The following is a 25,955-nucleotide window of genomic DNA, read 5'->3' on the forward strand; positions in this document are numbered from 1 at the left end:
GTCGGGCGCGGGCCGGGGCGCTTGCCGCACGACTGTCCGCAGCCGCGTCAGCGTATCGAGAAGCCGCAGGTCAGAGGCCTAACGCATGAGCGCGTAGGCCCACAGCTGTGCAGGCGAGGGCGGGTTTAGGCTCGCCTTCGGCACCTCGTGCCTCTCCCGCCACACAGCGACCTAAGGAACACAACTGATGGAGCTCGGTCTCGTCGGCCTCGGCAAGATGGGCGGCAACATGCGCGAGCGGATCCGCCGCGCGGGCCACACCGTCCTCGGATACGACCGCAACGCGGACCTCGCGGATGTCCACAGCCTGGAAGAACTTGTGGGCAAGCTCAGCGGTCCGCGCGTGGTCTGGGTGATGGTCCCGGCCGGCGAGCCCACCCAGTCGACCATCGACCAGCTCGCCGAGCTGCTGGAGCCCGGCGACGTGGTCGTGGACGGCGGCAACTCCCGCTGGACGGACGACGAGAGGCACGCCGAGGAGCTGGCGGCCAGGGGCATAGGCTTCGTCGACTGCGGTGTCTCCGGCGGCGTCTGGGGCCTGGAGAACGGGTACGCGCTGATGTACGGCGGCGACGCCGAGAACGTCGCCAAGGTGCAGCCGGTCTTCGACGCGCTGAAGCCGGAGGGCGACTTCGGCGCGGTGCACGCCGGCAAGGTCGGTGCGGGCCACTTCGCGAAGATGGTCCACAACGGCATCGAGTACGCGATGATGCAGGCCTACGCCGAGGGCTGGGAGCTGCTGGAGAAGGTCGACTCCGTGGAGAACGTCCGCGAGGTCTTCCGGTCCTGGCAGGAGGGCACGGTCATCCGCTCCTGGCTGCTCGACCTCGCGGTCAACGCGCTGGACGACGACGAGCACCTGGAGGGCCTGCGCGGTTATGCACAGGACTCCGGTGAGGGACGCTGGACTGTGGAGGCCGCGATCGACAACGCGGTACCGCTGCCGGCGATCACCGCGTCGCTGTTCGCGCGGTTCGCCTCCCGGCAGGAGGACTCGCCGCAGATGAAGATGATCGCCGCGCTGCGCAACCAGTTCGGCGGCCACGCCGTGGAGAAGAAGCAGCCGTAGCGAAGACGTAGTCCACACCTCCGCGGGGGACCGGCCCGTCCACAGGCCGCCCCCGTGGTCCACAGCCCATCAGCACTCTGGGGAAGGCCGGCGAAACGACCATGCACGTCACGCATCTCTCGCTGGCCGACTTCCGCTCGTACACCCGGGCCGAGGTGCCGCTCGACCCGGGCGTCACCGCCTTCGTCGGCCCCAACGGGCAGGGCAAGACCAATCTGGTGGAGGCGGTCGGATACCTCGCCACCCTCGGCAGCCACCGGGTCGCCTCCGACGCTCCTCTCGTCCGCATGGGCGCCGAGCGGGCCGTCATCCGGGCGCAGGTCCGGCAGGGGGACCGGCAGCAGCTGGTCGAGCTGGAGCTGAACCCCGGCCGGGCCAACCGCGCCCGCATCAACCGGTCCTCGCAGGTCAGGCCGAGGGACGTGCTGGGCATCGTACGGACCGTGCTGTTCGCGCCCGAGGATCTCGCGCTGGTCAAGGGGGATCCCGGGGAGCGGCGGCGGTTCCTCGACGAGCTGGTCACGGCCCGGTCGCCGCGCATGGCCGGTGTGCGTTCCGACTACGAGCGCGTCCTCAAGCAGCGCAACACGCTCCTCAAGACGGCGGCTCTGGCGCGCCGGCACGGCGGGCGGTCCATGGATCTGTCCACGCTCGACGTGTGGGACCAGCACCTCGCGCGCGCGGGCGCCGAGCTGCTCGCGCAGCGGCTGGACCTGATCGCCGCGCTGCAGCCGCTGGCCGACAAGGCGTACGAGCAGCTGGCCCCCGGCGGGGGGCCGCTGGCGCTGGAGTACAAGCCGTCCGCGCCGGGCGAGGCCCACGGGCGTGAGGATCTCTGCGCCCAGCTGATGGCGGCTCTGGCGGAGGCGCGCAAGCAGGAGATCGAGCGCGGGATCACCCTCGTGGGGCCGCACCGGGACGACGTGGTCCTCAAGCTCGGTCAGCTGCCGGCCAAGGGGTACGCCTCGCACGGCGAGTCGTGGTCCTACGCGCTCGCCCTGCGGCTGGCCTCCTACGACCTGCTGCGGGCCGAGGGCAACGAGCCGGTGCTGGTCCTGGACGACGTCTTCGCCGAGCTGGACGCGCGCCGCCGCGAGCGGCTGGCCGAGCTGGTCGCGCCCGGCGAGCAGGTGCTGGTCACCGCCGCCGTGGACGACGACGTACCGCACGTGCTGGCCGGCGCGCGGTACACCGTGTCCGGTGGGACGGTGGAGCGCGTATGAGCACCGACGAACCCGTCCCCGGGAAAGCTGCCGGGGAACCAGCCCCCGGGAAGGCTTCCGGGAAGGCTCCGGAGCCCTCCGGTGTCGACCTCGCGCGCGTGGCGTTGCGCGCGGCGAAGGAGCAGGCACGCGCGCGTGGCGACGTGGCCCGGCAGAAGAAGCAGGCGCGGCGGGGCGGTGGTCTGCGCTCCGGTGCGCGCGCCGACGGGCGTGATCCCATGGCGCTGGGCGCCGCGATCAACCGGCTGCTGACCGAGCGCGGCTGGGAGACCCCGGCGGCGGTGGGCGGCGTGATGGGCCGCTGGCCGCAGATCGTCGGCGAGGACCTGGCCAAGCACTGCGTGCCGCAGCGGTACGACGAGGACGAGCGTGTGCTGGTCGTCCAGTGCGACTCGACGGCCTGGGCCACCCAGCTGCGCCACCTCGCGCCCGCGCTGGTCGCCCGCCTGAACGAGGATCTGGGGCACGGCACCGTACGGATGATCAAGGTGCTCAATCCGGGCGGTCCGGCCCGGCGCTTCGGCCCGCTGCGGGCTCCGGGGAGCTCTGGACCCGGCGATACGTACGGGTGACGTACCTCACGTCGAAGGGTGGGCCCGTGCCGTCGGCAGGGTGCCGTGTCGCAGGTGTGGAGAGCCGCCGTGGCACTGGTGGATCGCCTTCTGACCCCCGAGTAGCCAAGGGTTGACGGCTCGAAGCGCTGAGTGCCGCTGTGAGCCCCTTGGAGCCCCCATCCGTATATCGGGACCCGGCAGAGGCCGGTTCAGGGCGGCACATGGGGACTCAGGTACCGGCAAACCCCCATCGATGTCAGAGCTACCGGTAGACTGGAAGACAATCCCGCCCCACTGTGGGGACCGCCCGGGAAAAGCTGAGCAACGCTGATCAAGGCTTACCAACGCAACATGCCGCAGCCGCTCCGGCAACCCCGCCGACGAGCCCGGCTCGTGCTGTGCCAGAAAGGGCGCTTCGTGGCCGATTCCGGCAACCCCAACGAGAACATCCCGTCCACCGACGCCGGCGTGAACGGCGAGCCCGCCGAGGCTCCCGTGTCCGGCGAGGCCGCAGATTCTGGCGCAGCCTCCGCCTCCTACGACGCCAGCGCCATCACCGTGCTCGAAGGGCTGGACGCGGTCCGCAAGCGGCCCGGCATGTACATCGGTTCCACGGGCGAGCGCGGTCTGCACCACCTGGTGTACGAGGTCGTCGACAACTCGGTCGACGAGGCGCTGGCCGGGTACGCCGACACGATCGACGTCACGATCCTCGCCGACGGCGGTGTCCGGGTCGTCGACAACGGCCGTGGCATCCCGGTGGGCATCGTGCCCTCCGAGGGCAAGCCGGCCGTGGAGGTCGTGCTGACCGTGCTCCACGCGGGCGGCAAGTTCGGCGGCGGCGGTTACGCCGTCTCCGGCGGTCTGCACGGTGTGGGTGTGTCCGTCGTGAACGCGCTGTCCACGAAGGTCGCCGTCGAGATCAGGACCGACGGCCACCGCTGGACGCAGGACTACAAGCTCGGCGTCCCGACGGCCCCGCTCGTCCAGCACGAGGCCACGGAGGAGACCGGCACCTCGGTCACCTTCTGGGCCGACCCCGACATCTTCGAGACCACCGAGTACTCCTTCGAGACGCTGTCGCGGCGTTTCCAGGAGATGGCGTTCCTCAACAAGGGTTTGACGATCAAACTCACCGACGAGCGCGAGTCGGCGAAGGCCACCAGCGGTGCGGACGAGGCGGGCGCGGACGAGAAGGCCGAGGTCAAGTCGGTCGCGTACCACTACGAGGGCGGCATCGTCGACTTCGTGAAGTACCTCAACTCCCGCAAGGGAGAGGTCGTTCACCCGACGGTGATCGACCTGGACGCCGAGGACAAGGACAAGAGCCTGTCCCTTGAGGTCGCCATGCAGTGGAACAGCGGCTACAGCGAGGGTGTGTACTCGTTCGCCAACATCATCCACACCCATGAGGGCGGCACGCACGAGGAGGGCTTCCGCGCGGCCCTCACCAGCCTGATCAACAAGTACGCGCGCGACAAGAAGCTGCTGCGCGAGAAGGACGACAACCTCACCGGTGACGACATCCGTGAGGGTCTGACCGCGATCATCTCGGTCAAGCTCAGCGAGCCGCAGTTCGAGGGCCAGACGAAGACCAAGCTGGGCAACACGGAGGCCAAGACCTTCGTGCAGAAGGCGGTCTACGAGCACCTCAACGACTGGCTGGACCGCAACCCGGTCGAGGCCGCGGACATCATCCGCAAGGGCATCCAGGCGGCCACCGCGCGCGTCGCGGCCCGCAAGGCCCGTGATCTGACCCGTCGCAAGGGCCTGCTGGAGTCGGCCTCCCTGCCGGGCAAGCTGTCCGACTGCCAGTCGAACGACCCCACCAAGTGCGAGATCTTCATCGTCGAGGGTGACTCCGCCGGCGGCTCGGCCAAGTCGGGCCGTAACCCGCAGTACCAGGCGATCCTCCCGATCCGCGGCAAGATCCTCAACGTCGAGAAGGCCAGGATCGACAAGATCCTGCAGAACCAGGAGATCCAGGCGCTGATCTCCGCCTTCGGTACGGGTGTGCACGAGGACTTCGACATCGAGAAGCTCCGCTATCACAAGATCATCCTGATGGCGGACGCCGACGTCGACGGCCAGCACATCAGCACCCTGCTGCTGACCTTCCTGTTCCGCTTCATGCGGCCGCTGGTCGAGGCCGGGCACGTGTACCTGTCGCGTCCTCCGCTGTACAAGATCAAGTGGGGCCGGGACGACATCGAGTACGCGTACTCCGACCGCGAGCGCGACGCCCTGATCGAGATGGGCCGCCAGCGCGGCAAGCGCGTCCGCGAGGACTCGATCCAGCGCTTCAAGGGCCTCGGCGAGATGAACGCCGAGGAGCTGCGCGTGACCACGATGGACCAGGAGCACCGGGTCCTCGGCCAGGTCACCCTGGACGACGCGGCCCAGGCCGACGACCTGTTCTCGGTCCTGATGGGCGAGGACGTCGAGGCCCGTCGCCAGTTCATCCAGCGCAACGCCAAGGACGTCCGGTTCCTCGACATCTGAGTCGGTCTCAGCTGACCGCACCAGGAAGGATCTTCACCAGCAATGGCCGACGAGAACACTCCGCAGAACCCCGAGACCGAGGGTGGCGAGATCACCCTGCGTGTCGAGCCCGTCGGGCTTGAGACGGAGATGCAGCGCTCGTACCTGGACTACGCGATGTCCGTCATCGTGTCCCGCGCGCTGCCCGACGTCCGGGACGGCCTCAAGCCCGTCCACCGGCGCGTGCTGTACGCGATGTACGACGGCGGCTACCGCCCCGAGCGCGGCTTCTACAAGTGCGCCCGTGTCGTCGGTGACGTCATGGGCAACTACCACCCGCACGGCGACTCCTCGATCTACGACGCCCTGGTGCGCCTCGCGCAGCCGTGGTCGATGCGGATGCCGCTGGTGGACTCCAACGGCAACTTCGGCTCCCCGGGCAACGACCCGGCGGCCGCCATGCGGTACACCGAGTGCAAGATGGCGCCGCTGTCGATGGAGATGGTCCGCGACATCGACGAGGAGACCGTCGACTTCACGGACAACTACGACGGCCGCTCCCAGGAGCCGACCGTCCTGCCGGCCCGCTTCCCGAACCTGCTGATCAACGGCTCGGCCGGTATCGCGGTCGGCATGGCGACCAACATCCCGCCGCACAACCTGCGCGAGGTCGCGGCCGGCGCCCAGTGGTACCTGGAGAACCCGGACGTCTCGCACGAGGAGCTGCTGGACGCGCTCATGGAGCGCATCAAGGGCCCCGACTTCCCGACCGGTGCCCTGGTGGTGGGCCGCAAGGGCATCGAGGAGGCGTACCGCACCGGGCGCGGCTCCATCACGATGCGCGCGGTGGTCGAGGTGGAGGAGATCCAGGGCCGGCAGTGCCTGGTGGTCACCGAGCTGCCGTACCAGGTGAACCCGGACAACCTGGCGCAGAAGATCGCCGACCTGGTGAAGGACGGCAAGATCGGCGGCATCGCGGACGTCCGCGACGAGACGTCGTCCCGCACCGGCCAGCGCCTCGTCATCGTCCTGAAGCGGGACGCGGTCGCCAAGGTCGTGCTGAACAACCTGTACAAGCACACCGACCTGCAGACGAACTTCGGCGCCAACATGCTGGCGCTGGTCGACGGCGTGCCGCGCACGCTCTCCCTGGACGCGTTCATCCGCCACTGGGTGACGCACCAGATCGAGGTCGTCGTCCGCCGTACGCGCTTCCGGCTGCGCAAGGCCGAGGAGCGCGCGCACATCCTGCGCGGCCTGCTGAAGGCCCTGGACGCGATCGACGAGGTCATCGCGCTGATCCGGCGCAGCGAGACCGTCGAGGTCGCGCGCACCGGCCTGATGGGGCTGCTGGAGATCGACGAGATCCAGGCCAACGCGATCCTGGAGATGCAGCTGCGGCGCCTGGCGGCCCTGGAGCGGCAGAAGATCGTCCAGGAGCACGACGAACTCCAGGCGAAGATCAGCGAGTACAACGCGATCCTCGCCTCCCCGGTCCGCCAGCGCGGGATCGTCAGCGAGGAGCTGGCCGCGATCGTCGAGAAGTACGGCGACGACCGCCAGACCAAGCTGATCCCGTACGAGGGCGACATGTCCATCGAGGACCTGATCGCCGAGGAGGACATCGTCGTCACGGTCACGCGCGGCGGTTACGTCAAGCGGACCAAGACGGACGACTACCGGGCGCAGAAGCGCGGCGGCAAGGGCGTGCGCGGCACGAAGCTGAAGGAAGACGACATCGTCGACCACTTCTTCGTCTCCACGACCCACCACTGGCTGCTGTTCTTCACCAACAAGGGCCGGGTGTACCGGGCGAAGGCGTACGAGCTGCCCGAGGCCGGCCGGGACGCGCGCGGCCAGCACGTGGCCAACCTGCTGGCCTTCCAGCCGGACGAGGCGATCGCCGAGATCCTGGCGATCCGCGACTACGAGGCGACGCCGTACCTGGTGCTGGCCACCAAGTCCGGTCTGGTCAAGAAGACGCCTCTGAAGGATTACGATTCGCCTCGCTCCGGCGGTGTGATCGCGATCAATCTGCGCGAGCGCGAGGACGGAACGGACGACGAACTGATCGGTGCCGAACTGGTCTCGGCCGACGACGATCTGCTTCTGATCAGCAAGAAGGCACAGTCGATCAGGTTCACCGCCTCGGACGACACCCTGCGCCCGATGGGCCGCGCCACCTCCGGCGTGAAGGGGATGAGTTTCCGCGAAGGCGATGAACTTCTGTCGATGAATGTTGTTCGACCCGGTACGTTCGTGTTCACTGCCACCGACGGTGGGTACGCGAAGCGGACCGCCGTCGACGAGTACCGCGTCCAGGGCCGCGGCGGCCTCGGCATCAAGGCCGCCAAGATCGTGGAGGACCGCGGTTCGCTCGTCGGCGCGCTGATCGTCGAGGAGAGTGACGAGATCCTCGCGATCACCCTCTCCGGCGGTGTGATTCGCACGCGAGTCAGCGGGGTCAGGGAGACGGGCCGTGACACCATGGGCGTCCAACTGATCAACCTGGGCAAGCGCGATGCCGTGGTCGGTATCGCACGTAACGCCGAGGCGGGGCGCGAGGCGGAGGAGGTCGACGGCGGGGACGTCGTCGACGAGACCGCCGAGGACGCCGCGACCACCGGCACGGACGAGGGTGAGGTGCCCTCGGCCGAGTAGGCACGAGGAGTGAGTCATCGTGAGCGGAGCCACGGGCGCCGGATCGGCCGGTACCCCCACGGGTACGGAGACGGACGGCGGCGGCCGTGGCTCCGCCGCGAACGGGTCGGGTGCGGGGAGCGTGACCGACCCGCACACGACCAACCTGAAGCCGGTGAAGGTGTCCGGGACGGACTCCTCCGGTACGTCTGGACCCCAGGGGGGCACTGTGACGGACACCCGAGGCCCGGCCGCGGCCGGCGCGGCCCAGCAGCCGCCCTCCCCGCTCCCCGGTGAGCGGCGCCCGGAGCAGCCCGCCGGTCCGTACCACCCGCCGCAGGCCTACCCGGCGCAGGCGCCCGCCGGTGCCGTACGCCGTCCCCGCACCGGTGCGCGCACGGCGCCGCGGACCCGCAAGGCCCGGCTGCGGGTGGCCAAGGCCGACCCGTGGTCGGTGATGAAGGTCAGCTTCCTGCTCTCCATCGCGCTCGGCATCTGCACGATCGTCGCGTCGGCGGTGCTGTGGATGGTCATGGACGCGATGGGCGTGTTCTCGACGGTGGGCGGCACGATCTCGGAGGCGACCGGCTCGAACGAGGCGAACGGCTTCGACCTGCAGGCGTTCCTGTCGCTCCCCCACGTCCTGACGTTCACGACGATCATCGCGGTCATCGACGTGGTGCTGGCCACGGCGCTCGCGACGCTCGGCGCGTTCATCTACAACCTCTCCGCGGGCTTCGTGGGCGGCGTCGAGCTGACCCTGGCGGAGGACGAGTGACGGCCTGCGGGTCCCTGACCTGACAGTCCCCGGACAACCGATTTTGGGACTGACGTGGTCGTGCGCTAATCTTCAGGAGTCAGCGCGCGGGACACACCGCAAAGCGCGGCGGGGCTATAGCTCAGTTGGTTAGAGCGCATCCCTGATAAGGATGAGGCCACAGGTTCAAATCCTGTTAGCCCCACCAGTTCGAAAGACCCCCAGCCGGTATCGGCTGGGGGTCTTCGGCGTTCAGGGGGCATGACTGCCGCCGCCTTGGGGGGCGGTGAACGGGCAGAAAAAGGCCCGACCGCTGGCGACGGGGGATGCACCAGCGATCGGGCTGTGGCCAAGGGTAACAAGAGCGGGCGCCTTGTGGGGCGAAGTCGGGCAGGAACGAGTCAGGTTGGCCGATCACCGACCGCACGGAGGGTCGTAGGAGAGGCGGGGGAGGTACTCGTGCCACTTCTGCGGGGTCAGTACGCCCCGGGTGACGGAGCAGATGTGCCCGATCGCCGCGTCGGCGTCCAGCCGCCACAGCCGGACCGTGTCGGTGCCGCTGGAGAGCCCCAGGACATTGCCCCTGCGGCTGAACGACAGGAAGGTGCCCGACCTGGCGTTGGGGTTCATCGACTGGCCGATGGGGCTCGCCGAGGCGGGGTCGGTGACGTTCCACAGCCGGACCGTGTTGTCGTTGCCGCCGCTGGCCAGAACATGCCCGTCCGGGCTGAACGTCAGCAGTTTGACCGCCTCGGTGTGGCCGATGAGCGGCTTTCCCAGCGCGGTCGCCGAGGCGGGGTGGCCGAGATTCCACAGCCGGACCGTGTCGTCGTCACTGCCGCTGGCCAGAACACGCCCGTCCGGGCTGAAGGCGATCGCGTTGACGGGGCCCGAGTGGTCCGTGAGCCGGCCGAGTGCGGTCGGCCGGGCCGGGTCGGTGACGTTCCAGAGGCGGACCGTGCTGTCCGCGCTGCCCGAGGCGAGGGTGCGGCCGTCGGCGCTGAAGGAGATCGCGTTGACATAGCCCCGGTGGCCCCTCAGCGGCTTGCCGAGCGCGGCGGGGTGCGCGGGGTCGGTGATGTCCCACAGCTGGACGGTGGTGTCGTCGTAGGCGGTGGCCAGGGTGCGGCCGTCCGGGCTGAAGGCGAGGGTGCCCGGCCCCGCGAAGCGCGTGCGCAGGGCGATGGGCGCGCCGGCGGCGACCGGGTGGGACGGATCGCGGACGTTCCACAGGTACACGGCGTGGTCGTAGGTGAGGACGGCGAGGGCGCGGCCGTCGGGGGAGAACCGCAGCGCACGGTGCCCGGCGTCGCCCCGCATGAACGGCTTGCTCAGCAGCACCGGCCGGTCGGGACGCGTCACGTCCCACAACCGGAGCCTGCCGTCCCGCGCCGCCGTGCCCAGCACCCGCCCGTCCGGCCGGAACGCGCCGCTGCGGCCGATGATGTCCGAGGTCGGCAGCGACCACAGACGTACCTTGCTGTCGCCGCTGCCGGTGGCCAGGGTCCGCCCGTCGGGGCTGAACCCCAGGGCGTACATCTCCCCGCTGCTGCCCGCCAGCGGCTCACCCACCTGTGAGGGGGACGCCGGGTCGCTCACGTCCCACAGGCTCGCCGTGCTGTCCGCGCTCGCGGCGGCCAGCCTGTGGCCGTCCGGGCTGAAGGCCACCGACCAGATCGGGGCGGAGTGGCCGGTCAGCGGCGGGCCCAGCGAGGACGGCCGGGCCGGGTCGGTGACGTTCCACAGGCGGATGGTGTCGTCCGCGCTGCCGCTGGCCAAGGTGTGGCCGTCGGGGCTGAACGCCACGGAGTGCACGAGGTCGGTATGGCCCTTCAGCGCCGTGGGGTACGGCTTCGGCCGGAGCGGATCGGCCATGTTCCACAGCAGGATCGTGTCGTCGTCCCCGCCCGCCGCGAGGGTGTGGCCGTCGGGGCTGAACGCCAGGCTGCGCACCGCGGCGGTGTGCCCGCGCAGCACCTGCCGCTGCGTCGCCCGGCGCGGGTCCGCCGTGTTCCACAGCCGTACCGTGTGGTCCTCGCCGGCCGAGGCCAGTGTGCGCCCGTCCGGGCTGAAGGCGACCAGGTAGATGGTGCCGCGGTGGCCGGTGAGCGGCTTGCCGAGCGGCTTGGGGTGGCCGGGGTCGGTCACGTCCCACAGCCGGACCGTGCCGTCGTCGCCGGCGCTCGCGAGGGTGTGCCCGTCCGGGCTGAAGACGGCGCTGCTGACCCAGCTGCGGTGGCCGGTGAGCGGCCTGCCGAGCGGCTTGGGGTGGCTGGGGTCGGCCACGTCCCACAGCCGGACGGTCCGGTCGTAGCTGGCCGTGGCGAGGGTCTTGCCGTCGGGGCTGAACGAGGTGAGGTAGACGGCACCGGTGTGGCCGGACAGCGGGGTGGCCAGGGGCGCGTTCACGATCGAGACCAGCCTGCTGTACGTGCCCTCGTCGTCCGGGCGCAGCCGGTGGGCGACCAGGTCGAGCTGGGCGGCCAGGGACGGATCCGTGTGCTGGACCCGGTCGGCCTCGGCGAGCACCTGCTCGAACACGGCGTCGTCGCGCTGCTGCCAGGCGATCACCGCCGTACCGCCCGCGACCAGGGCCAGCGCCACCAGTGCCGCCACCGCGGCGCGGCTGAGCCACACCGAACGCCTGCGCAGCCGGACGGCCGCGGCCAGGAACTCCACCGCGGTACGGGTCAGATACGTGTCCCCGGCCGATTTCGCCCAGGTGCGCGCCTGCTCCAGCCGGGAGCCCCGGTAGAGCAGCGAGCTGTCCCGGTCCGATTCCTCCCAGGACCGGCCGTCCTCCTCCAGCCGCTGGCGCAGCAGCTGGTCGCCCCGGTCGTCGACGATCCAGTGCCGCAGCCGCGGCCAGGCGTGCAGCAGCGCCTCGTGGGTGATCTCCACGGTGTCCGCGTCCAGCGTCACCAGCCGGGCCCGCACGAGGGCCTCCAGGGACTCCTCCGTCTTGCCGGGGTCCGCCGACTCCTGCGCCAGCTGCCGCCGGGTCCCGCGCCGACGGGTGGCCTGGGTGTCCTCGCCCAGCCTCACCAGCCGCAGCAGGAGCAGCCGGGCGGCCGTGCGGGCCGCGGGGTCGAGCCCCGACCAGGCACGCTCGGCGGTCGCCGCGACGGCCCCCTGGATCCCGCCCGCCGCGCGATAGCCCGCCAGCGTCAGCCGTCCGGCCTTGCGGCGCTGCCAGGTGGCGAGCAGGGCGTGCGACAGCAGTGGCAGCACGCCCGCGTCGTGCGCCCCGCGCGGGCCGTCGGCGCTCACCTCGCGCAGGATCAGCTCGGCGAGCCCCGCCTCCAGTTCCAGGCCCACGGCCTTGGCCGGTCCGGTCACCGCGTCGCGCAGTTCCGCGCTGGTCAGCGGGCCGAGCACCATGTGCCGGTGCTGCAGCGCGTCGGCGAGTTCGGGGTAGCGCAGGCACTGCTCGTAGAAGTCGGCGCGGATACCGAGGACGACGAGCACCGGGGCGGGGTCGTCCGTGCCGAGGGGCGCGGTGCAGGCGGCGTGCAGGAGCTGGATGAACGTACGCCGGTCCGCCTCGTCCGGGCAGAGGGTGAACGCCTCCTCGAACTGGTCCACGATGACGACCGGCCGCATCCCGGCGGGTGCCGTGCGGCGCGCCCACGCCGCCACGGCCTCCCGCGCCGCCCGCGCCACGCGCGGGGAGTCGGACCCGGGAGCCGCCGGATTCTCCGTGGCCTCCTGCTCGGCCCGGCGCGCGTCGGCGGCGACGGCGCTGAGGTCGGGGATGCGGCGCACCAGCTCACCCAGGGGGTCGGCACCGGGGACGAGGTGCAGCACGCAGTCGGCGGTGCCCTCCCCGGCGGCCTGGGACGGTATGCCCACGCCCTGGCCGTCGCGCAGGGCGCCTCCGCGGACGGCGGGCACCAGGCCGGCGTTGAGCAGGGACGACTTCCCCGCTCCCGAGGCGCCCACGAGTATCACCAGGCCGCCGGTGCGTTCCGCGGCGCGCAGCTGGGCGACGAGCGCGCTCGTGCTCCGTTCCCGGCCGAAGAACCAGCGGGCGTCCTCCTGCCGGTAGGGGGCGAGGCCGCGGTACGGGCACACGCCGCCGGCGACGGGCGGGGCCTGGGCGGACGGCCGCCGGTCCTCCTCGGCGGGCGGTGCGGGCCGGTCGCCGACCGGGTCGGCCAGCGCGCGCTCCCACAGCCGCTGCCAGTGCGCGAGGTCGTACAGGCCCGTGGACACCGGCGCGGGCCGCAGCCGCCGCGCCTCCGGGATCAGGATGTGCAGCACCGCCGCGAGGGCGGTGAACTGGGCCGGTACGTTCCTGGCCCGGCGCCAGTCGCTGATCCGCTGCGCGGACACCCGCACGGGCCGCCCGCGCTCGTCGACCCGCTGCAGCCGCACGACCGCCTCGGCGACGCTTTTGAGCGGAGGGTTTCCAGCCTCCTTGTACAGCAGCGCGAGCCGCTCGGCGAAAGCTGTGCGTGTCCCTGAGTCGGAACTCAAGGTCCCACCCCTTTACTTCCCCCCGAGTCTGGACGTCCGGACCGGAAAACCCACCCTATATGCCTGACCTGCGACTAAGCACGGGACGGCAGGTCCGAGGTCTCCTCCGCGGGGGCCGCAGATGGCAGGATCCGGACCCGGTAGCGGAGCCTTCACAACCGTCCGGACAGGCCACGGCCCTGCGCTCGGAGAGCCAGCCCGTGACGCCGACGCATCTCGGCCAAGTTCCACCCCCAGGGTGGCCCGGGGTGCCTTCCGAACGGCTCGCTGCTTCGACCCGTGCCGAGCCGACGTGGCACGAGTCGACGCTCCGCACCGCTCGGCACCGGTCCCCACGAGGGGAGGGACCGGTGCCGGGCGGGCGGGGGCGGTGCGGTTTCCCCCTGCCCGTCGTGTGCGTCAGCGCGTGTCCGTGTGTACGCCCGTGGGGATGTCGAGCCAGCCGGCCGCGCGGGCCGTGGCGACGGCGTGCCGCTCGGCCTCCCGGGCGGAGGCGTTCAGTGCCGCGTTCCGCCCCAGGGCACTGCCGCCGGCCGCGACCGCGGCGGCCCGGGACGCCGCGAGCGCCGCGCGCAGGGCCGCGGCGGAGGCGGCTGCGCCTTCTGTGCCTTCCGTACCTTCTGTGCTGTATGTGCCGTCCGTGCCGTCTGTGGTGTCCCTGCCGTCCCGTGCCGCGGCCACCTGGGCGGCCAGCGCGGCGGTCGCGGCGGCGTTGCGGGCACAGCGGGCGTCCGCCGCCGGGTCCGGGGCGCCCGCGTTCAGCGCGGCGAGCGACTCGGCCGACAGGCGCAGCGCGTTGGCGGCCCGGCCCACGGGATCCCTCGGTACGGCCACGGCGGCGTCCTGCCCGACACCGGCGTACCGGCACGCGGCGACCGCGCGGTCGTAGGCGCTGCGCGCGCGGGCCCCGTGGAGCCTGCGCAGCGCCTCGGCGTCGGTGACCGCTCGGGCCGCCGTTCCTTCCTGTCCGCTCATCCTCGGCCTCCTCGTCCAGGACGACACCGCATCCCCGCTCCGGGGTGCGGGCAGGGTGCCACGCCGGCCGTGAGGAGACCAGAAGCGCGCAGCGGGCCCGGCTCACCCTGGCTATCTGACGCACCGTCAGATATCGTCCCCTTCGCCCGCGTTCCCGAAGGGGAGAGTGACCGACATGCAGAAGCGTCCCTCGTGTCCGCGACCGCCCGGTGCTCCGCGCTGGGTCGCGATGTTCCACCGGCCCGCGCAGGACTCCTGGACGGTGGGCGCCGAGTCGCCCGACCGGGATCCGGTGCTGTACGCCGTCGGAGACATGACCCAGACCGTACGGGCGCGCGGCGAGGAGATGACGGTCGTGCTCTGGGGGCCCGAGGACGGTGGCTGGCGCCGCTACGACGCCGCGCCCGGCAGGGAACCCGCCCCCGCTCCCGCCGCCCCGGCCCGTGGGCCCGCGCCCGGCTCCGCAGGCTCGGCCAAGCTCGCGGAACGCATGACGGACCGCCGGCACCAGGTGCTCATGGCCGGGCTGAGCAAGGCGGGCCTGTACGACCTCGGTGCCGAGGACGGCGAGGCGGTGCGGGCGATGGCCGACCTGCTCGACGAGCCCACGGTCCGCCGGGTGGCCCACTGGCTCTCGGTCGCGGGCGGAGGGCGATAGACGGCAGGCGGCTGGCGGGCGCGGGCGCCGGTTCGGGGGGTGTTCTGGCGGGCAGTGACGTTCTGGAGGTCACCGAGTCGGCCCGCGGCCGGAGGCGTCGGCCGGGGTCGTTGACGACTGGAGGACGTATGAAGGTGTCCGTCGACCGCGCCCTGTGCTACGGGTCCGCCGAGTGCGCGCACCGGGCGCCGGCGGTGTTCGCGTTCGAGGGCGGCTACGGGGTCGTACGGCCCGGCCGGGAGGGCTGGGGCGACGACCCGCAGGTGCGGGAAGCGGCCGAGAGGTGCCCCTCGCAGGCGATCGTGCTCGGCGAGTAGCGCGGCGGGCGGACGCCCGGCTCAGGAACCGGACCGAGGGCTGCCCGCACCGGCCGGATAGGCCCAGGTCAGCGCGGCCAGCGCGCGGGCCCGGGCCTCCGCGACCGCCATGCGGGCCTCGCGCTCGACGGGGTCGACGTGCGACGCCTGGCCCGTGACCTGGCCCTCCCACTTGCGGTACAGCAGACCGACCTCCGCGCAGAACCAGCCGCGGCTCACCGCGTCCAGCGCCAGCAGCAGGCCCGTGTCCTCGGAAGCCGGCAGGGCCATCCAGCCGCCGAGCGCGAGGAGCAGCTCCCGTCGGACGCACAGGCTCGCCGGATGGACCGGTGCGCGGAAGCCGTTGCGCTTCCAGTGGCCGAGCACGGCACCGCGTTCGAGGGGGCCGTCGCCGGGGTCGCCGGGGAAGCCCGCCGTCGAGCCGTCGGGCAGCAGGTCGAGGACCCGGGACGTCGTCCAGCCGACGGTGGGGTCCGCCTCCAGCACGGCCACATCGCGGGCCAGCGCGCCGGGCGTGAGCTGGTCGTCGGCGTCCAGGACCTTCACATACGCGCCCTCCGCGCGCGCCAGCGCGATCGTACGGGCGACGCCGGGCCCGCCCGGCCGTCCCTGGCGGAAGCTCACGCGCGCGTCGTCCGGGACGCGGGGCCGGACCTGGTCCGACGTGCCGTCCTCCTGGATCACCCACTCCCACCCCCAGCCCTCGGGAAGCCGCTGCCCGCACAGGGAGGCGTAGGCGTCCGGCAGGAACCGTGCCGAGGGGGCGTGGACAGCGGTGACGACGGTGACGAGCCGGGTCATGGCGGCGCGCGCCACCTGATGCGGAGGCGTGCTGGGGGTGTCGGTCATGGTCCCAGGTAACTACAGCTCACCGGGGGGAACAGCGCGAGACCCCCGGCCGATCCCGGCCGGGGGTCTTTCCGTTTCGACTGGTGCGTACGCAAGTCGCCTTGGTGTCGAGACGTTGCGGTACTGCGGAGGCGGGAGCCTCAGCAGTCGAGTCTGGCCGCCGAGGCCTGTTCGGGGATGGTCACGGTCTCCGCCTGTCCGTCGGCGAGGGGCCGGTGCCGGCAGCTCGGGGACTTTCCGTGGGCCTCGGCCCGGATGCGTTGCTTCATCGTGGGGGGCAGGGCCCTGCCGTGGGACCAGGCCCAGTGATGTGTCGCCGGAATCGTGGGGGCCGCCGGGATGGTCCGGTGCGCGGTGCCGGTGCGGGGGTTCTCGTTGCGGGGTGCGGCCGCCGCGGTGGTGGCGGACGAGGCGGCGACGAGTCCGAGCGCCGAGCAGAGCGCGAAGAAGGCGGTGACGATGGCGGTCCACAGCTTCATGACCTTGTTCTCGGCCATGGCCCCTCACTTTCGGGTTGGGCGATTTGCGTACTTTCCTCATGATGTGTATGCGCGCTGCGAAGTGGTGGACCGACGCCCGTGACGCGGCGATGTTCCGATGAACACCACTCGGATGGACGCAAGGCGGTCGGAAAACCCGCAAAGCCTCGTGAGGGCGTGCGAAAAGGGGGCAAAGTAACCGTCCGTGGAGGTGTGATCACCCTCCGATCGGAACGGTGCCGGACCTGCCCTAATGCGCTGCCGGAGGCGGGAGTTGAGGCCCGGCGCAGGTCACCGATCGATATCGGTCGGTGTGTATAGTCGGGCGCCAGAGGTCCCCTACGTCAAGGAAAGACGAGGTCGCGCGGTGAAGAAGCTGCTCCTGGTCGCACTGGCCGCCATCGGCGGGCTCCTCGTGTACCGCCAGATCCAGGCGGATCGCGCCGAGCAGGATCTGTGGACGGAGGCGACTGACTCCGTGCCCACGGGTTCGTGAGTGCCGACAACAGAGTCTGAACAGACCCCGACCGCCCTCGCGGTCGGGGTTTTGTGTCTTACCCCTCGTGTTGCGGGAGCCGGTGGGGTGCGGTAGGCGTTCCGGGGAGCGCCCGGCCGGCGCGCGGACGCCCCGGGGGCGTTGCCGGGCGTTTCGGACGGCCGCACGCGTTGCCCGGATGGCGCGGGCACGCTCGGGGCAGGATGGGACGCGATCCGGCACGGCGAGCGCGCCGGCCGCACGGTGACGACGGGGAGGGCGGCAGGTGCGGGGGCGAGGGCGGCGTACGGCGTGGTGGCGGCGGTACGGTCGCGGGGCGGTCCCCGGCGTGCCACGAAGGGCCCTGGTGCCGGGGCTGTGCGCACTGCTCGCCCTGCCGGTGGGCACCGCGGCCGCGGCCCCCTACACGGGGACGCCGTCGTACGCCTTCGCGCCCGGCGCCCGTACCGTCGCGGGCGCGGCGGGCACCGCCACGGCCGAACGGCTGGACCCCGGCCGTACCTACCGCAGCTCCCTGGCGAGGAACGGCAGCCTCTATTACCGGCTCGACCTCACGGCCGCCGACACGGCGTACGTCCCCGTCACCGCCGTACCCCCGCCGCACAGCACCGTCTCCGCCACCGACGGCATCAGGGTGTCCGTCCGGGACGCGCGCGGCACCCCCTGCTCCTTCGCCTCCGCCCGCTTCGGCGCCGGGCTCAGCGCGCGCCCGGTCACCGCGCTGGGGCAGCGGGAGGCCGGCAAGGGGCTGTGCCGGGGCGGCGGGACGTACTACGTGCTCGTCCAGCGTCTGGACGCCGAGGGCTCCGGCACGGCCGCCCCGGCCCGGCGCTGGGCCCTGGAGATCGCGCCCGTCACGGAACCGCGCCCGGCCCGGGCCGGTACCGGCTCACCGCCGCCGGCCTGGGACTCCGCCACGCCCGAGCCGCTCGCCGGCGCGGCCCGCGACCGCCCCGGCGGCACCGGGTTCGCCGCGGCCCGCCCGCTGGGCCAAGGGGTCTGGCGCACCGCGCTCGTGCCCGGCGAGACGCGGTTCTACAAGGTGCCGGTCGACTGGGGCCGGGACCTGAACGCCTCCGCCGAACTGAGCGACGCCCAGGGCCACGGTTATGTCGGCGGGGCCCTGAACCTGTCCCTCTACAACCCCGTCCGCGGCTATGTCGAGGACGTCGCGCTCGGCTACACCGGCACCCGGAAGTCCGCCGTGCTCGCCCCGCTGCCGCCGGTGGAGTACGCCAACCGCGACGCCGCGCCCGCCGCCGTGAACTCCGTCCGTTTCGCCGGCGACTACTACCTGGTCCTGCACCTCAGCGAGCAGCTGACCGGGACGTTCGGGCAGGGTCCGTTCGGTGTGACGCTGCGGGTCCGGGTGGCCGGGCGGGCCCACGCGGGGCCGGAGTACGCCGGGCGGCCCGTACCGGGTGACGTGTTCAGGGTCACCGAGCAGGACCGGGCGGCGGTGCTCACCGGCACCGCGGGGGGCACGGACCGTGTGATGAGGCTGGTCGCGGTCGGCGGGATCGGCCTGGGGACCGTGCTGCTGGCGGTGCTCGCCGGCTGGACGGTGGCGGCCCGGCGGGCTCAGAGGCGGGTCAGCGCCCAGAAGCCCACGGCGTAGCAGGCGAGCGCCAGCAGCAGCAGCGGGATCGCGGCCCTGGCCGGTGGCCCGGCCCAGCGCCGCCGGCTCGCACGGCGTGCCCGGTGTCTTGGGGCGGGGGCGGGCGGCGCGAGTACGTCCGAGGCGGGGGCGGTCGAGGCAGGGGCGCCGTGGAGCGGTGGGGCCGAAGGCGGGAGCTGCGCGTCCTGAGCGGTGTACGAAGCGGTGGAGGTGTCGGCCCGGTGCCCGGGCGCCTGGCCCCGGGAGGGGGCGCCGGGGAAGAAGTACGGCTGGTGGAGCGGAGGTTGAGCGGGCGGCGGGGGCTGCTGGACGAACGGCGGGCGGGGGGAGGGAGCGGCGGTCCGGGACGGGGGGTACGGCTCGGGGGCCGAGGGAGCGCTGGTCCGGGACGCGGGGTACGGCTCGGGGGCCGAGGGTTCCCGGGGCGGCGGCAGACGGAAACTGCCGGTGTCCGAGAGGGAGCCGGTGCTGTCGGCGTCCGCCCGCCCGCCGGCCGCGTCCCCGGCGTCGGTACCCGTGCCGGCACCGGGATCCGCGTCCTCGGCCAGTCCCAGCGCCACGCCGGACGCTCTCCTGAGGGGGCCCTCGGCGGCGAACCCGGGCGGGATCGGCGGGAGTTGGTCGAAGATCTCGATGGACTCGTCGTCCGGTTCCGGCTCCGGCAGGAGTTCCGCCGCGGAGGCGAGGGCCTTGCGCGCACCCGTCGCGGTGCGGAAACGGGCGGCCGGGTCGGGCTGGAGCAGCGTGGCGACGACCTGCCAGAGCGGTTCCGGTATGCCCTGGGGCGGGCCGGGCGTCCCCTTCTCCACGAAGTACTGCACGAGCGCCTTGACGTCGGGTTTGGCGCCTTCGAGGAGATACAGCGCGACCAGGCCCACGGCGAACAGGTCGGCCGGGAAGTCGGGTTCGGCGCCGAGCATCTGCTCCGGCGCCAGATAACCGGGCGTGCCCACCACGAGGTTGGTCTCCGTCAGCCGGGGTTCGCCGAGCCGCATGGCGATGCCGAAGTCGGACAGCCGCAGCCGCGGTCTGCCGGTTCCGGTGGCTTCGAGGAGGATGTTGGCGGGCTTGATGTCCCGGTGGATGACGCCCTCGGCGTGGACGGCGGCGAGGCCGGACAGAAGCTGGTCGAGCAGGGTGCAGACGAACGCCGGCGGCAGCGGGCCGTAGTCGCCGACGAGGTGGACCAGTGAGCCGCCGGCGACCAGGTCCATGGTGAACAGCACCTTGTCGTCGTCCGCGGCCCAGCTGGCCGGGGCGAGGACGTGCGGGTGATCGATCCGCAGGGCCTGCTCCCGCACGAAACGCAGCAGGGAATGGGCGTCGCGCTGCTGGAGCACCTTCGCGGCCACGTAACGCCGCCGGCGGTGGTCCCAGGCACGCCATACGGCGCCCACGCCGCCGCGTCCGATCGGATCGGCCAGCTCGTAGCGTCCGGCGAACACCTCACCCATGGCAGCCCCTCGCTCCTCCCCCTGAACCCGCGGCTCGCCTCCGGCCCCCTGCTTCCCCCTACCCCGCCGTTCCCCCCTGTCACGCCGGTCCCACGCGGTCCGGGCACCGGCGCCGCGCGGCCGGGAGCCCCTCCCCCTCGTGGTGCGGCACCCCGGCCCGGCGCCCGCACCCCTTCGGTGCGCCGGGCCGGGGGCCTCAGCTCTGGTGGGACTGGTAGTGCGCGACGGCGTCGGAGGTGCGGCCGGCGCCGTAGACCCGGAGGAACTCCGCCAGTTCGGGGTGGCTCGGGGCGAGGCTGTCCGCGGCGTCGATGATGTCGCCCGCGGCGGCCACCGAGCGCAGCAGCGACTGGATCTCGCGGACCACCCGCTTGACCGTCGGCGCGCCCGAACCGCTCGTGGTCTGGGTGGTGTTGCTGAGCACGGAGCCCCCCTGTGACTTCTTGATCTCGTCCATGCGCTCGGTCGCCTCGGCGGCGCTGACACTGCCGTCCGCGACCTGGGCCGCCAGCTCCTGCAGCAGCTGCACCCGCTGCACCACAGCGGGATTGCCGATCTTCGCACGCTGGCCGCTCATCAGCTGCGAGAGCATCGGAGCGGACAGCCCCAGGACCGCAGCGAGCCGGGCCTGGTTCAGCCCGAGATCGTCGATGAGCTTACGGAAGAGCGCCCCCAGCGGCTCCCCGTACCAGTTCCGCTGCAGCTCCCGCGCTCTCGCGGTGGCTTCCTGCTGTGCGGCGTCCATTGCGTCTCCCCATCGCTTCCCCTGAAAAACCGCGGTTCGCTGTAGCGAACCACGCCGAGCATCTTACGGAGAGTGGTCATCCGCGGGGACCCCCAATCTTTTTGCGGGATACCGGGGGTGACCCGGTACTCTGGTCTGCGGCGCCGCCGGAAGACGATTCCTCCGGCCGGCCGCTGCTTTCCGGGGCCTTAGCTCAGTTGGTAGAGCGCCGTCTTTGCATGGCGGATGTCAGGGGTTCGACTCCCCTAGGCTCCACCGCCCGGACCCCGCCTGTCCTGCGAAAACGCAGGACAGGCGGGGTCTTTTCCTCAGCCCACCGGGCGCAGCTGTCTCCGCGCGCGGGCGCCCTGGCCGGTCCAGACCGGTTCCGTGGACTCGTACACGGTCCCTTCGGAACCGAAGACCAGGAAGCGGTCGAACTGTCTGGCGAACCAGCGGTCGTGGGTGACCGCGAGTACCGTCCCCTGGAACTTCGACAGCGCCTCCTCCAGGGCCTCGGCGCTGTCCACGTCCAGGTTGTCGGTGGGCTCGTCCAGGAGCAGCAGGGTGGCACCGCTCAGTTCCAGGCACAGGATCTGGAAGCGTGCCCGCTGCCCGCCGGAGAGCACGCCGAAGGCGTCGTCGGCCCGTTTGTGCAGGCCGTAGCGGCGCAGCGCGGACAGGGCCTGGCCGCGCTGGCACGAGTGCTCCGCCCAGAGGATCTCCGCGAGGGTGCGCGCGGCGAGGTGCGGGTGTTCCTGCGTCTGCACGAACAGGCCGGGCGCGACCCGGGCGCCGAGCCGCCAGTCGCCGCCGTGCGCCACCTCCGCGCCGCCCAGCAGACGCAGGAAGTGTGACTTGCCGGAGCCGTTGGCGCCGAGGACGGCGACCCGCTCGCCGTAGTGGATCTCGCAGTCGAAGGGCCGGGTGAGGCCGGTGAGTTCCAGGCCCTCGCAGACGACCGCCCGGACCCCGGTGCGCCCGCCCGCCAGCCGGATGGACAGGCTCTCGCGCACCGGGGGCGCCTCGGGCGGTCCCGCGGCCTCGAACTTGTGCAGGCGGGTCTGCGCGGCCCGGTAGCGCGAGGCCATGTCGTCGGAGATGCGGGCCTGCTCGCGCAGCGTGTGCACCAGGGTCCTCAGCTGCTTGTGCTCCTCCTGCCAGCGCCGCAGGAGCTCCTCCATGCGTTCGTGGCGCCGGCGGCGGGCCTCGTGGTACCCCTCGAACCCTCCTCCGTGGGACCAGACGGAACCGCCTTCGACGGTGACGATGCGGTCCGCGGTCCGGGTCAGCAGCTCCCGGTCGTGGGAGATGAACAGCACGGTCTTCGGCGTCTCGCGCAGGGCCTGCTCCAGCCACTGCTTGGCGGGGACGTCCAGGTAGTTGTCGGGCTCGTCCAGCAGCAGCACCTCGTCGCGGCCCCGCAGCAGCGCCTCCAGGGCCAGGCGTTTCTGCTCACCGCCGGAGAGTGTGGTCACCGAGCGGTGGCGCACCTCCTGGAAGGACCTGCCGAGTGCGGCACGGGTGCAGACGTCCCAGTGCACCTCCGCCTCGTACCCCCCGATGTCCCCCCAGTCGGACAGGGCCTGCGCGTAGCGCAGCTGGGCGCTCTCCGTGTCCTCCAGGATCATCGCGTCCTCGGCGTCCGCGAGGCTGCGGGCGGCCTGCGCGACGGCCGGCGCGGAGACGGAGACCAGCAGGTCCCCGACCGTCACGTCGTCGCCGAGCGCGCCGATCATCTGGGGCATGTAGCCCAGTGCGCCGCTGCGCACGACCGTCCCCTCGTGGGCCTGCAGTTCACCGGCCATGATGCGCAGCAACGTGGTCTTCCCGGATCCGTTCGATCCGACGAGCGCCACTTTGGCGCCCTCGCCGACCCGGAAGGAGGCCTCCGACAGCAGGGGCGTGCCGTCCGGCAGGAGATGGGCGATGCGCGAGGCTTCGAGATGTCCCACGTGTTCCTCGTATGCAGACAGAAGTGGTTGGTGCGGGGCAGGGAGGTCAGGCGCTGGTGGCGTGCCAGGCGTCGACGGCCGCCGCCCGGGCCTCGGACAGCTTGCCGAGCGGGGAGCGGGTGACGAAGGCCAGGACCGCGTCGAGGGCGCGCAGGAACGCGGGGCCGTCGGGCAGGACCCGGCTGTCGTGGCACAGGTCGAACAGGTGGCTCTCGCGGCCGTCGGCGTCGGTCCGCTGTCCCAGGTGCGCGGCGAGCGCGCAGCCGGGCCAGCCGTCCTCGGGCAGTTCCCCGCCGGGCCGGGACCCGTCCGGGGCCGGGAGCACCCGGCGGTCCCCGAAGTCGGGGTCCGACACGTCCTCGGCCAGGCTGACGAACTGCATCGTGCCGAGCTGGTCGATCTCCACACCGGCCGCGCCGCGCAGGGTCGGCAGCAGGTTGTGCTGCATCTCGACCAGGCGGTCGCGCACGTTGCCGACGAGGCCCTCGACCGAGTCGTCGGCCCCCGGTGCGAACCGGAGCGCGCTCTGTGCCGCACAGGGCCCCGCCACCTCGTCGGATCCGTTCCACGGGCGGCCGAGGACCGGCACGAAGAACGAGACGGGGGCGGCCGGTGTCCAGGCGGTGAGGACCACCGCGTAGGCGGCGACCCAGACGGCGTACGGCGTGGCTCCCAGGAATCGGGCCAGTGCCTTGACCTCGTTGACGCGGGACGGCTCCAGTTCGAACGCGCTGCTGCGGTCCATGAGCAGGGGCGCGTCGGTGCTGCCGCCGGGGAAGGCGGGCAGTGCGACGGCGTCGGCGAGCGTCCGCGACCAGTGGGTGCGGCGCCGCTCGCCCTCGGGCGAGGCGAGCAGCCGTTCCCACGCGGTGATGTGGGCGCCGAAGGACGGCGCGGGCACGGGGTCCCGTTCGGGGTCCCGGTAGAGCTCGGCCAGGTCCCGGGTCAGCAGGCCGGTGGTCCATCCGTCGGCGACGCTCGCGCTGAACACCCAGCGCAGCAGGGCGGTTCCGTCGCCGAGGAGGAACACGGCGAGCAGGGCGGTGGGGCCGGCGGTCAGGTCGAAGGCGGTGGCGTCCGCCTCGGCCACGGCCGCGGCCAGCGCGGGGTGGCGGGCGTCCGCGGCCTGCGGCAGCGCGGTCGTGCGCAGGGCCAGCCGCGCGGTGCCGGTGACCTGCTGCCGCACCCGGCCGTCGCGCTCGGTGAACACGGTGCGCAGGATCGCGTGCCGGGCGCACAGGCGGTGCACGGCGGCCTGGAGCCGGGCCGGGTCGAGGGGGCCGTCCAGGAGCACGGAGTGGTGGACGTTGGTCGCGGGCGGTGCGACGCGCCCGCCCGCACCGGTGATCTCGGCGACCTCCCAGACCTTGGTCTGAAGCGGTGAGCAGGGCAGGTCCGTCTCGTCCGGCTCCGCGGCCGGGGCGTCCCCGGGGTGCGGCGTCCGGCCGGCGGCCTCGAGGGCGGCGACGGCCAGGGCCTCGGGCGTACGGCTGTCGTAGAGAGCCGACAGGGCGAGCTCCACCCCGAGGCGCTCCGCCAGCAGGGCGGTGGCGCGGACGGCGGTGATCGAGTCGCCGCCGATCTCGAAGAAGTCGTCCTTGCGTCCGACGCGGTCGACCGGCAGCACCTGCTGCCAGACGGCGCAGACGGCCTGCTCCGTGGGGCCCACCGGGGGTTCGTACAGCGGACGCAGCTCCTCGTAGCGGGCCCGCAGCGCGCGGACGTCGACCTTGTCGCCCGCGGTCAGCGGCAGCCGGTCGAAGGTGAGGAACCGGTGCGGCACCTTCACCGGGGACAGCCAGGCGGCCACGTGGTCGCGCAGCTCCCGCTCGCCGGGCGGTGCCGTGAAGCCCGCCGCCGGGTCGGGTACGACGGCGGCGACGAGCAGCGCGCCGAGCACCGGGTGGGGGATGCCGAAGACCGCCGCGTCGGCGAGCGCGGGGTGCCGCAGCAGGACCTCCTCCACCTCCTGCGGGGCGATCTTGAAGCCTCCGGAGCTGATGATCCTGGAGGAGCGGTCGACGAGGTACAGATACCCCTCCTCGTCCAGGCGGCCGAGGTCTCCGGTGTGCACCCAGCCGTCGTCCTCGGCGAAGCCGTCGCCCTGCCCCAGGTAGCCGCGGCCGGCCCCGGCGCCCCCGCGCAGCATGACCTCGCCGGTCTGTCCCGTGGCCGCCGCGGTCCCGTCCGGCAGCCGGACGAGCAGGGTGTCCGCGTCGCCCGGCCGGCCCACGGAGTGCGGGCGCGCCGGGTCGTACTCGGTGTTGACGCCGACCGGCCAGGCCTCGGTCGAGGTGTAGAAGTTCTTGATCGTGGCCTCGGGGCAGAGCGCGGCCAGCCGGGCCAGGGTCGGGGGCGGGGTGGCCGCACCGGTCAGCCCGAGGACCCGCAGGGATGCCAGGTCGTCGCTGTGCGGGCCGGTGAAGGACAGCAGGGCGTGGGCCATGGCCGGCACCATCAGGGTCCCGGTGGCCCGGTGGGTGCGTACGGCCGTGCAGAAGGCCTCCGGTTCGAAACCGTCGAGGACCACCGTGACGTCGGGTTCGGTGAGGCAGGTCAGGAGCATCGACTGGGCCGCGTTGGTGCCGAGGGGCAGCGCGTGCACGAACACCTCGCCCCGCGCCAGCTCCGCCGGGTCGTCCACGACCCGGTCCCGGAAGGCGTCCACCAGGTTGCGGTGGGTCGCGGCGACCGCTTTGGCGCGGCCCGTCGTCGCGGAGGTGAACAGGATCTGTGCCAGGTCGTCGGGTCCGGCCGCGTCCGGCGGTTCCGTGCGGCGGCCCTGGGTGATCAGCTCCGGCGTGGTGCAGTGCCAGGCGTTCGGCAGTTCCGGCCGGGGCAGTCCGGCCGAGGTGATCGCGCCGGTGGCGTGCGCCTCCCGCAGCAGGCCGGCGAGTTCATGGGCGGACCAGCGCGCGGACGCGATCACCGGGACCCCGCCGGCCAGCTGGACGGCCAGGTAGGCGACGGCGAAGTCGAGGATGTCCCGGTCCCTGATCACCAGGGCGACGCGCCGGCCCGGGGTCAGGCCGCGGGCCAGCAGGGCGTCGGCCGCGCGCAGGGTGCGGTCGTACCAGTCGGCGTAGGTGAGCTTTTCGCCGTCCGGCGTGACGAGCGCGGTCCGGTCCGGGGCGGCCGCGGTACGCCGGGCGAGCAGATCAGGGACGACACGCATGGGAATTACCTCGATGACGTGGGCAAGAGCGGTGAAAAGGGGGCCGGAGCAC

The 25,955-nt window shown here is 72.5% G+C and carries 18 protein-coding genes and 2 tRNA genes; 12 read left to right on the forward strand and 8 right to left on the reverse strand.

What is annotated here, in order from left to right:
- The first annotated feature begins 187 nt into the window (after nt 1-187).
- From gnd to IE244_RS21555, 7 genes are all read left to right on the forward strand, one after another.
- The gene (gene gnd, locus IE244_RS21525) at nt 188-1,069 is read left to right on the forward strand and encodes a phosphogluconate dehydrogenase (NAD(+)-dependent, decarboxylating) (protein ID WP_191875172.1); all 882 of its coding nucleotides are present in this window, start codon (nt 188-190) and stop codon (nt 1,067-1,069) included.
- 101 nt (nt 1,070-1,170) lie between these two features.
- Nucleotides 1,171-2,292, forward strand: a complete 1,122-nt coding sequence (gene recF, locus IE244_RS21530) for a DNA replication/repair protein RecF (RefSeq protein WP_191875173.1) — start codon at nt 1,171-1,173, stop codon at nt 2,290-2,292.
- Nucleotides 2,289-2,864, forward strand: coding sequence for a DciA family protein (locus IE244_RS21535; RefSeq protein ID WP_191875174.1), 576 nt, complete (start codon nt 2,289-2,291; stop codon nt 2,862-2,864). Before recF ends, IE244_RS21535 begins: the two co-directional genes overlap by 4 nt.
- A 375-nt stretch (nt 2,865-3,239) precedes the next feature.
- Complete coding sequence (gyrB, locus tag IE244_RS21540) at nt 3,240-5,348, forward strand: DNA topoisomerase (ATP-hydrolyzing) subunit B (RefSeq protein ID WP_191875297.1); 2,109 nt, start codon at nt 3,240-3,242, stop codon at nt 5,346-5,348.
- Nucleotides 5,349-5,390: 42 nt separating this feature from the next.
- A complete protein-coding gene (gene gyrA, locus IE244_RS21545) occupies nt 5,391-7,988 on the forward strand; it encodes a DNA gyrase subunit A (protein ID WP_191875175.1) in 2,598 nt (865 codons plus the stop codon).
- 19 nt (nt 7,989-8,007) lie between these two features.
- Nucleotides 8,008-8,745, forward strand: coding sequence for a DUF3566 domain-containing protein (locus IE244_RS21550; RefSeq protein WP_191875176.1), 738 nt, complete (start codon nt 8,008-8,010; stop codon nt 8,743-8,745).
- Nucleotides 8,746-8,855: 110 nt separating this feature from the next.
- Nucleotides 8,856-8,932, forward strand: a tRNA-Ile gene (locus IE244_RS21555).
- Between the two features lie 206 nt (nt 8,933-9,138).
- Here IE244_RS21555 and IE244_RS21560 read toward each other — a convergent pair.
- Complete coding sequence (locus IE244_RS21560; protein WP_191875177.1) at nt 9,139-13,203, reverse strand: WD40 repeat domain-containing protein; 4,065 nt, start codon at nt 13,201-13,203, stop codon at nt 9,139-9,141.
- 399 nt (nt 13,204-13,602) lie between these two features.
- Nucleotides 13,603-14,178: a hypothetical protein gene (locus tag IE244_RS21565; RefSeq protein ID WP_191875178.1), complete on the reverse strand. Its 576-nt coding sequence runs from the start codon at nt 14,176-14,178 to the stop codon at nt 13,603-13,605.
- 175 nt (nt 14,179-14,353) lie between these two features.
- On the opposite strand from IE244_RS21565, the gene IE244_RS21570 reads away from it, so the two are divergent.
- Both IE244_RS21570 and IE244_RS21575 read left to right on the forward strand, forming a co-directional pair.
- Entirely contained in the window at nt 14,354-14,836 is a 483-nt protein-coding gene (locus IE244_RS21570) for a hypothetical protein (RefSeq protein ID WP_191875308.1), read from the forward strand.
- A 128-nt stretch (nt 14,837-14,964) separates the two neighbouring features.
- Complete coding sequence (locus tag IE244_RS21575; RefSeq protein ID WP_191875179.1) at nt 14,965-15,153, forward strand: ferredoxin; 189 nt, start codon at nt 14,965-14,967, stop codon at nt 15,151-15,153.
- 21 nt (nt 15,154-15,174) lie between these two features.
- Here IE244_RS21575 and IE244_RS21580 read toward each other — a convergent pair whose 3' ends face one another.
- Together IE244_RS21580 and IE244_RS21585 are read right to left on the reverse strand one after the other, a co-directional pair.
- The gene (locus tag IE244_RS21580; RefSeq protein ID WP_191875298.1) at nt 15,175-15,954 is read right to left on the reverse strand and encodes a glycosyltransferase family 2 protein; all 780 of its coding nucleotides are present in this window, start codon (nt 15,952-15,954) and stop codon (nt 15,175-15,177) included.
- 188 nt (nt 15,955-16,142) lie between these two features.
- Nucleotides 16,143-16,499 carry a DUF6344 domain-containing protein gene (locus IE244_RS21585; RefSeq protein WP_191875180.1) on the reverse strand — a complete coding sequence of 119 codons (357 nt, stop codon included), beginning with the start codon at nt 16,497-16,499 and terminating at the stop codon, nt 16,143-16,145.
- A gap of 349 nt (nt 16,500-16,848) precedes the next feature.
- Here IE244_RS21585 and IE244_RS42095 point away from each other — a divergent pair, with 349 nt between their 5' ends.
- Nucleotides 16,849-16,977, forward strand: a complete 129-nt coding sequence (locus IE244_RS42095; protein WP_003999697.1) for a DLW-39 family protein — start codon at nt 16,849-16,851, stop codon at nt 16,975-16,977.
- Between the two features lie 328 nt (nt 16,978-17,305).
- The gene (locus IE244_RS21595; protein WP_229854259.1) at nt 17,306-18,595 is read left to right on the forward strand and encodes a hypothetical protein; all 1,290 of its coding nucleotides are present in this window, start codon (nt 17,306-17,308) and stop codon (nt 18,593-18,595) included.
- On the opposite strand, the gene IE244_RS21600 is transcribed toward IE244_RS21595, so the two are convergent.
- Both IE244_RS21600 and IE244_RS21605 read right to left on the reverse strand, forming a co-directional pair.
- Nucleotides 18,559-20,049: a serine/threonine-protein kinase gene (locus IE244_RS21600; protein ID WP_191875181.1), complete on the reverse strand. Its 1,491-nt coding sequence runs from the start codon at nt 20,047-20,049 to the stop codon at nt 18,559-18,561. The two genes, IE244_RS21595 and IE244_RS21600, sit on opposite strands and share 37 nt — an antisense overlap.
- Before the next feature lie 196 nt (nt 20,050-20,245).
- Nucleotides 20,246-20,794 carry a helix-turn-helix domain-containing protein gene (locus IE244_RS21605; RefSeq protein ID WP_191875182.1) on the reverse strand — a complete coding sequence of 183 codons (549 nt, stop codon included), beginning with the start codon at nt 20,792-20,794 and terminating at the stop codon, nt 20,246-20,248.
- Between the two features lie 182 nt (nt 20,795-20,976).
- Between IE244_RS21605 and IE244_RS21610 the strand changes: the two genes are divergently transcribed.
- Nucleotides 20,977-21,049 (forward strand) — tRNA-Ala (locus IE244_RS21610).
- A gap of 53 nt (nt 21,050-21,102) precedes the next feature.
- Here IE244_RS21610 and IE244_RS21615 read toward each other — a convergent pair.
- Together IE244_RS21615 and IE244_RS21620 are read right to left on the reverse strand one after the other, a co-directional pair.
- Nucleotides 21,103-22,728: an ABC-F family ATP-binding cassette domain-containing protein gene (locus IE244_RS21615; RefSeq protein WP_191875183.1), complete on the reverse strand. Its 1,626-nt coding sequence runs from the start codon at nt 22,726-22,728 to the stop codon at nt 21,103-21,105.
- Between the two features lie 46 nt (nt 22,729-22,774).
- On the reverse strand, nt 22,775-25,903 hold the full coding sequence (locus IE244_RS21620) for a class I adenylate-forming enzyme family protein (protein WP_191875184.1): 3,129 nt from the start codon (nt 25,901-25,903) through the stop codon (nt 22,775-22,777).
- Nucleotides 25,904-25,955: the final 52 nt, after the last annotated feature.

This window comes from Streptomyces filipinensis (assembly GCF_014649495.1).
Classification (GTDB): domain Bacteria; phylum Actinomycetota; class Actinomycetes; order Streptomycetales; family Streptomycetaceae; genus Streptomyces; species Streptomyces filipinensis.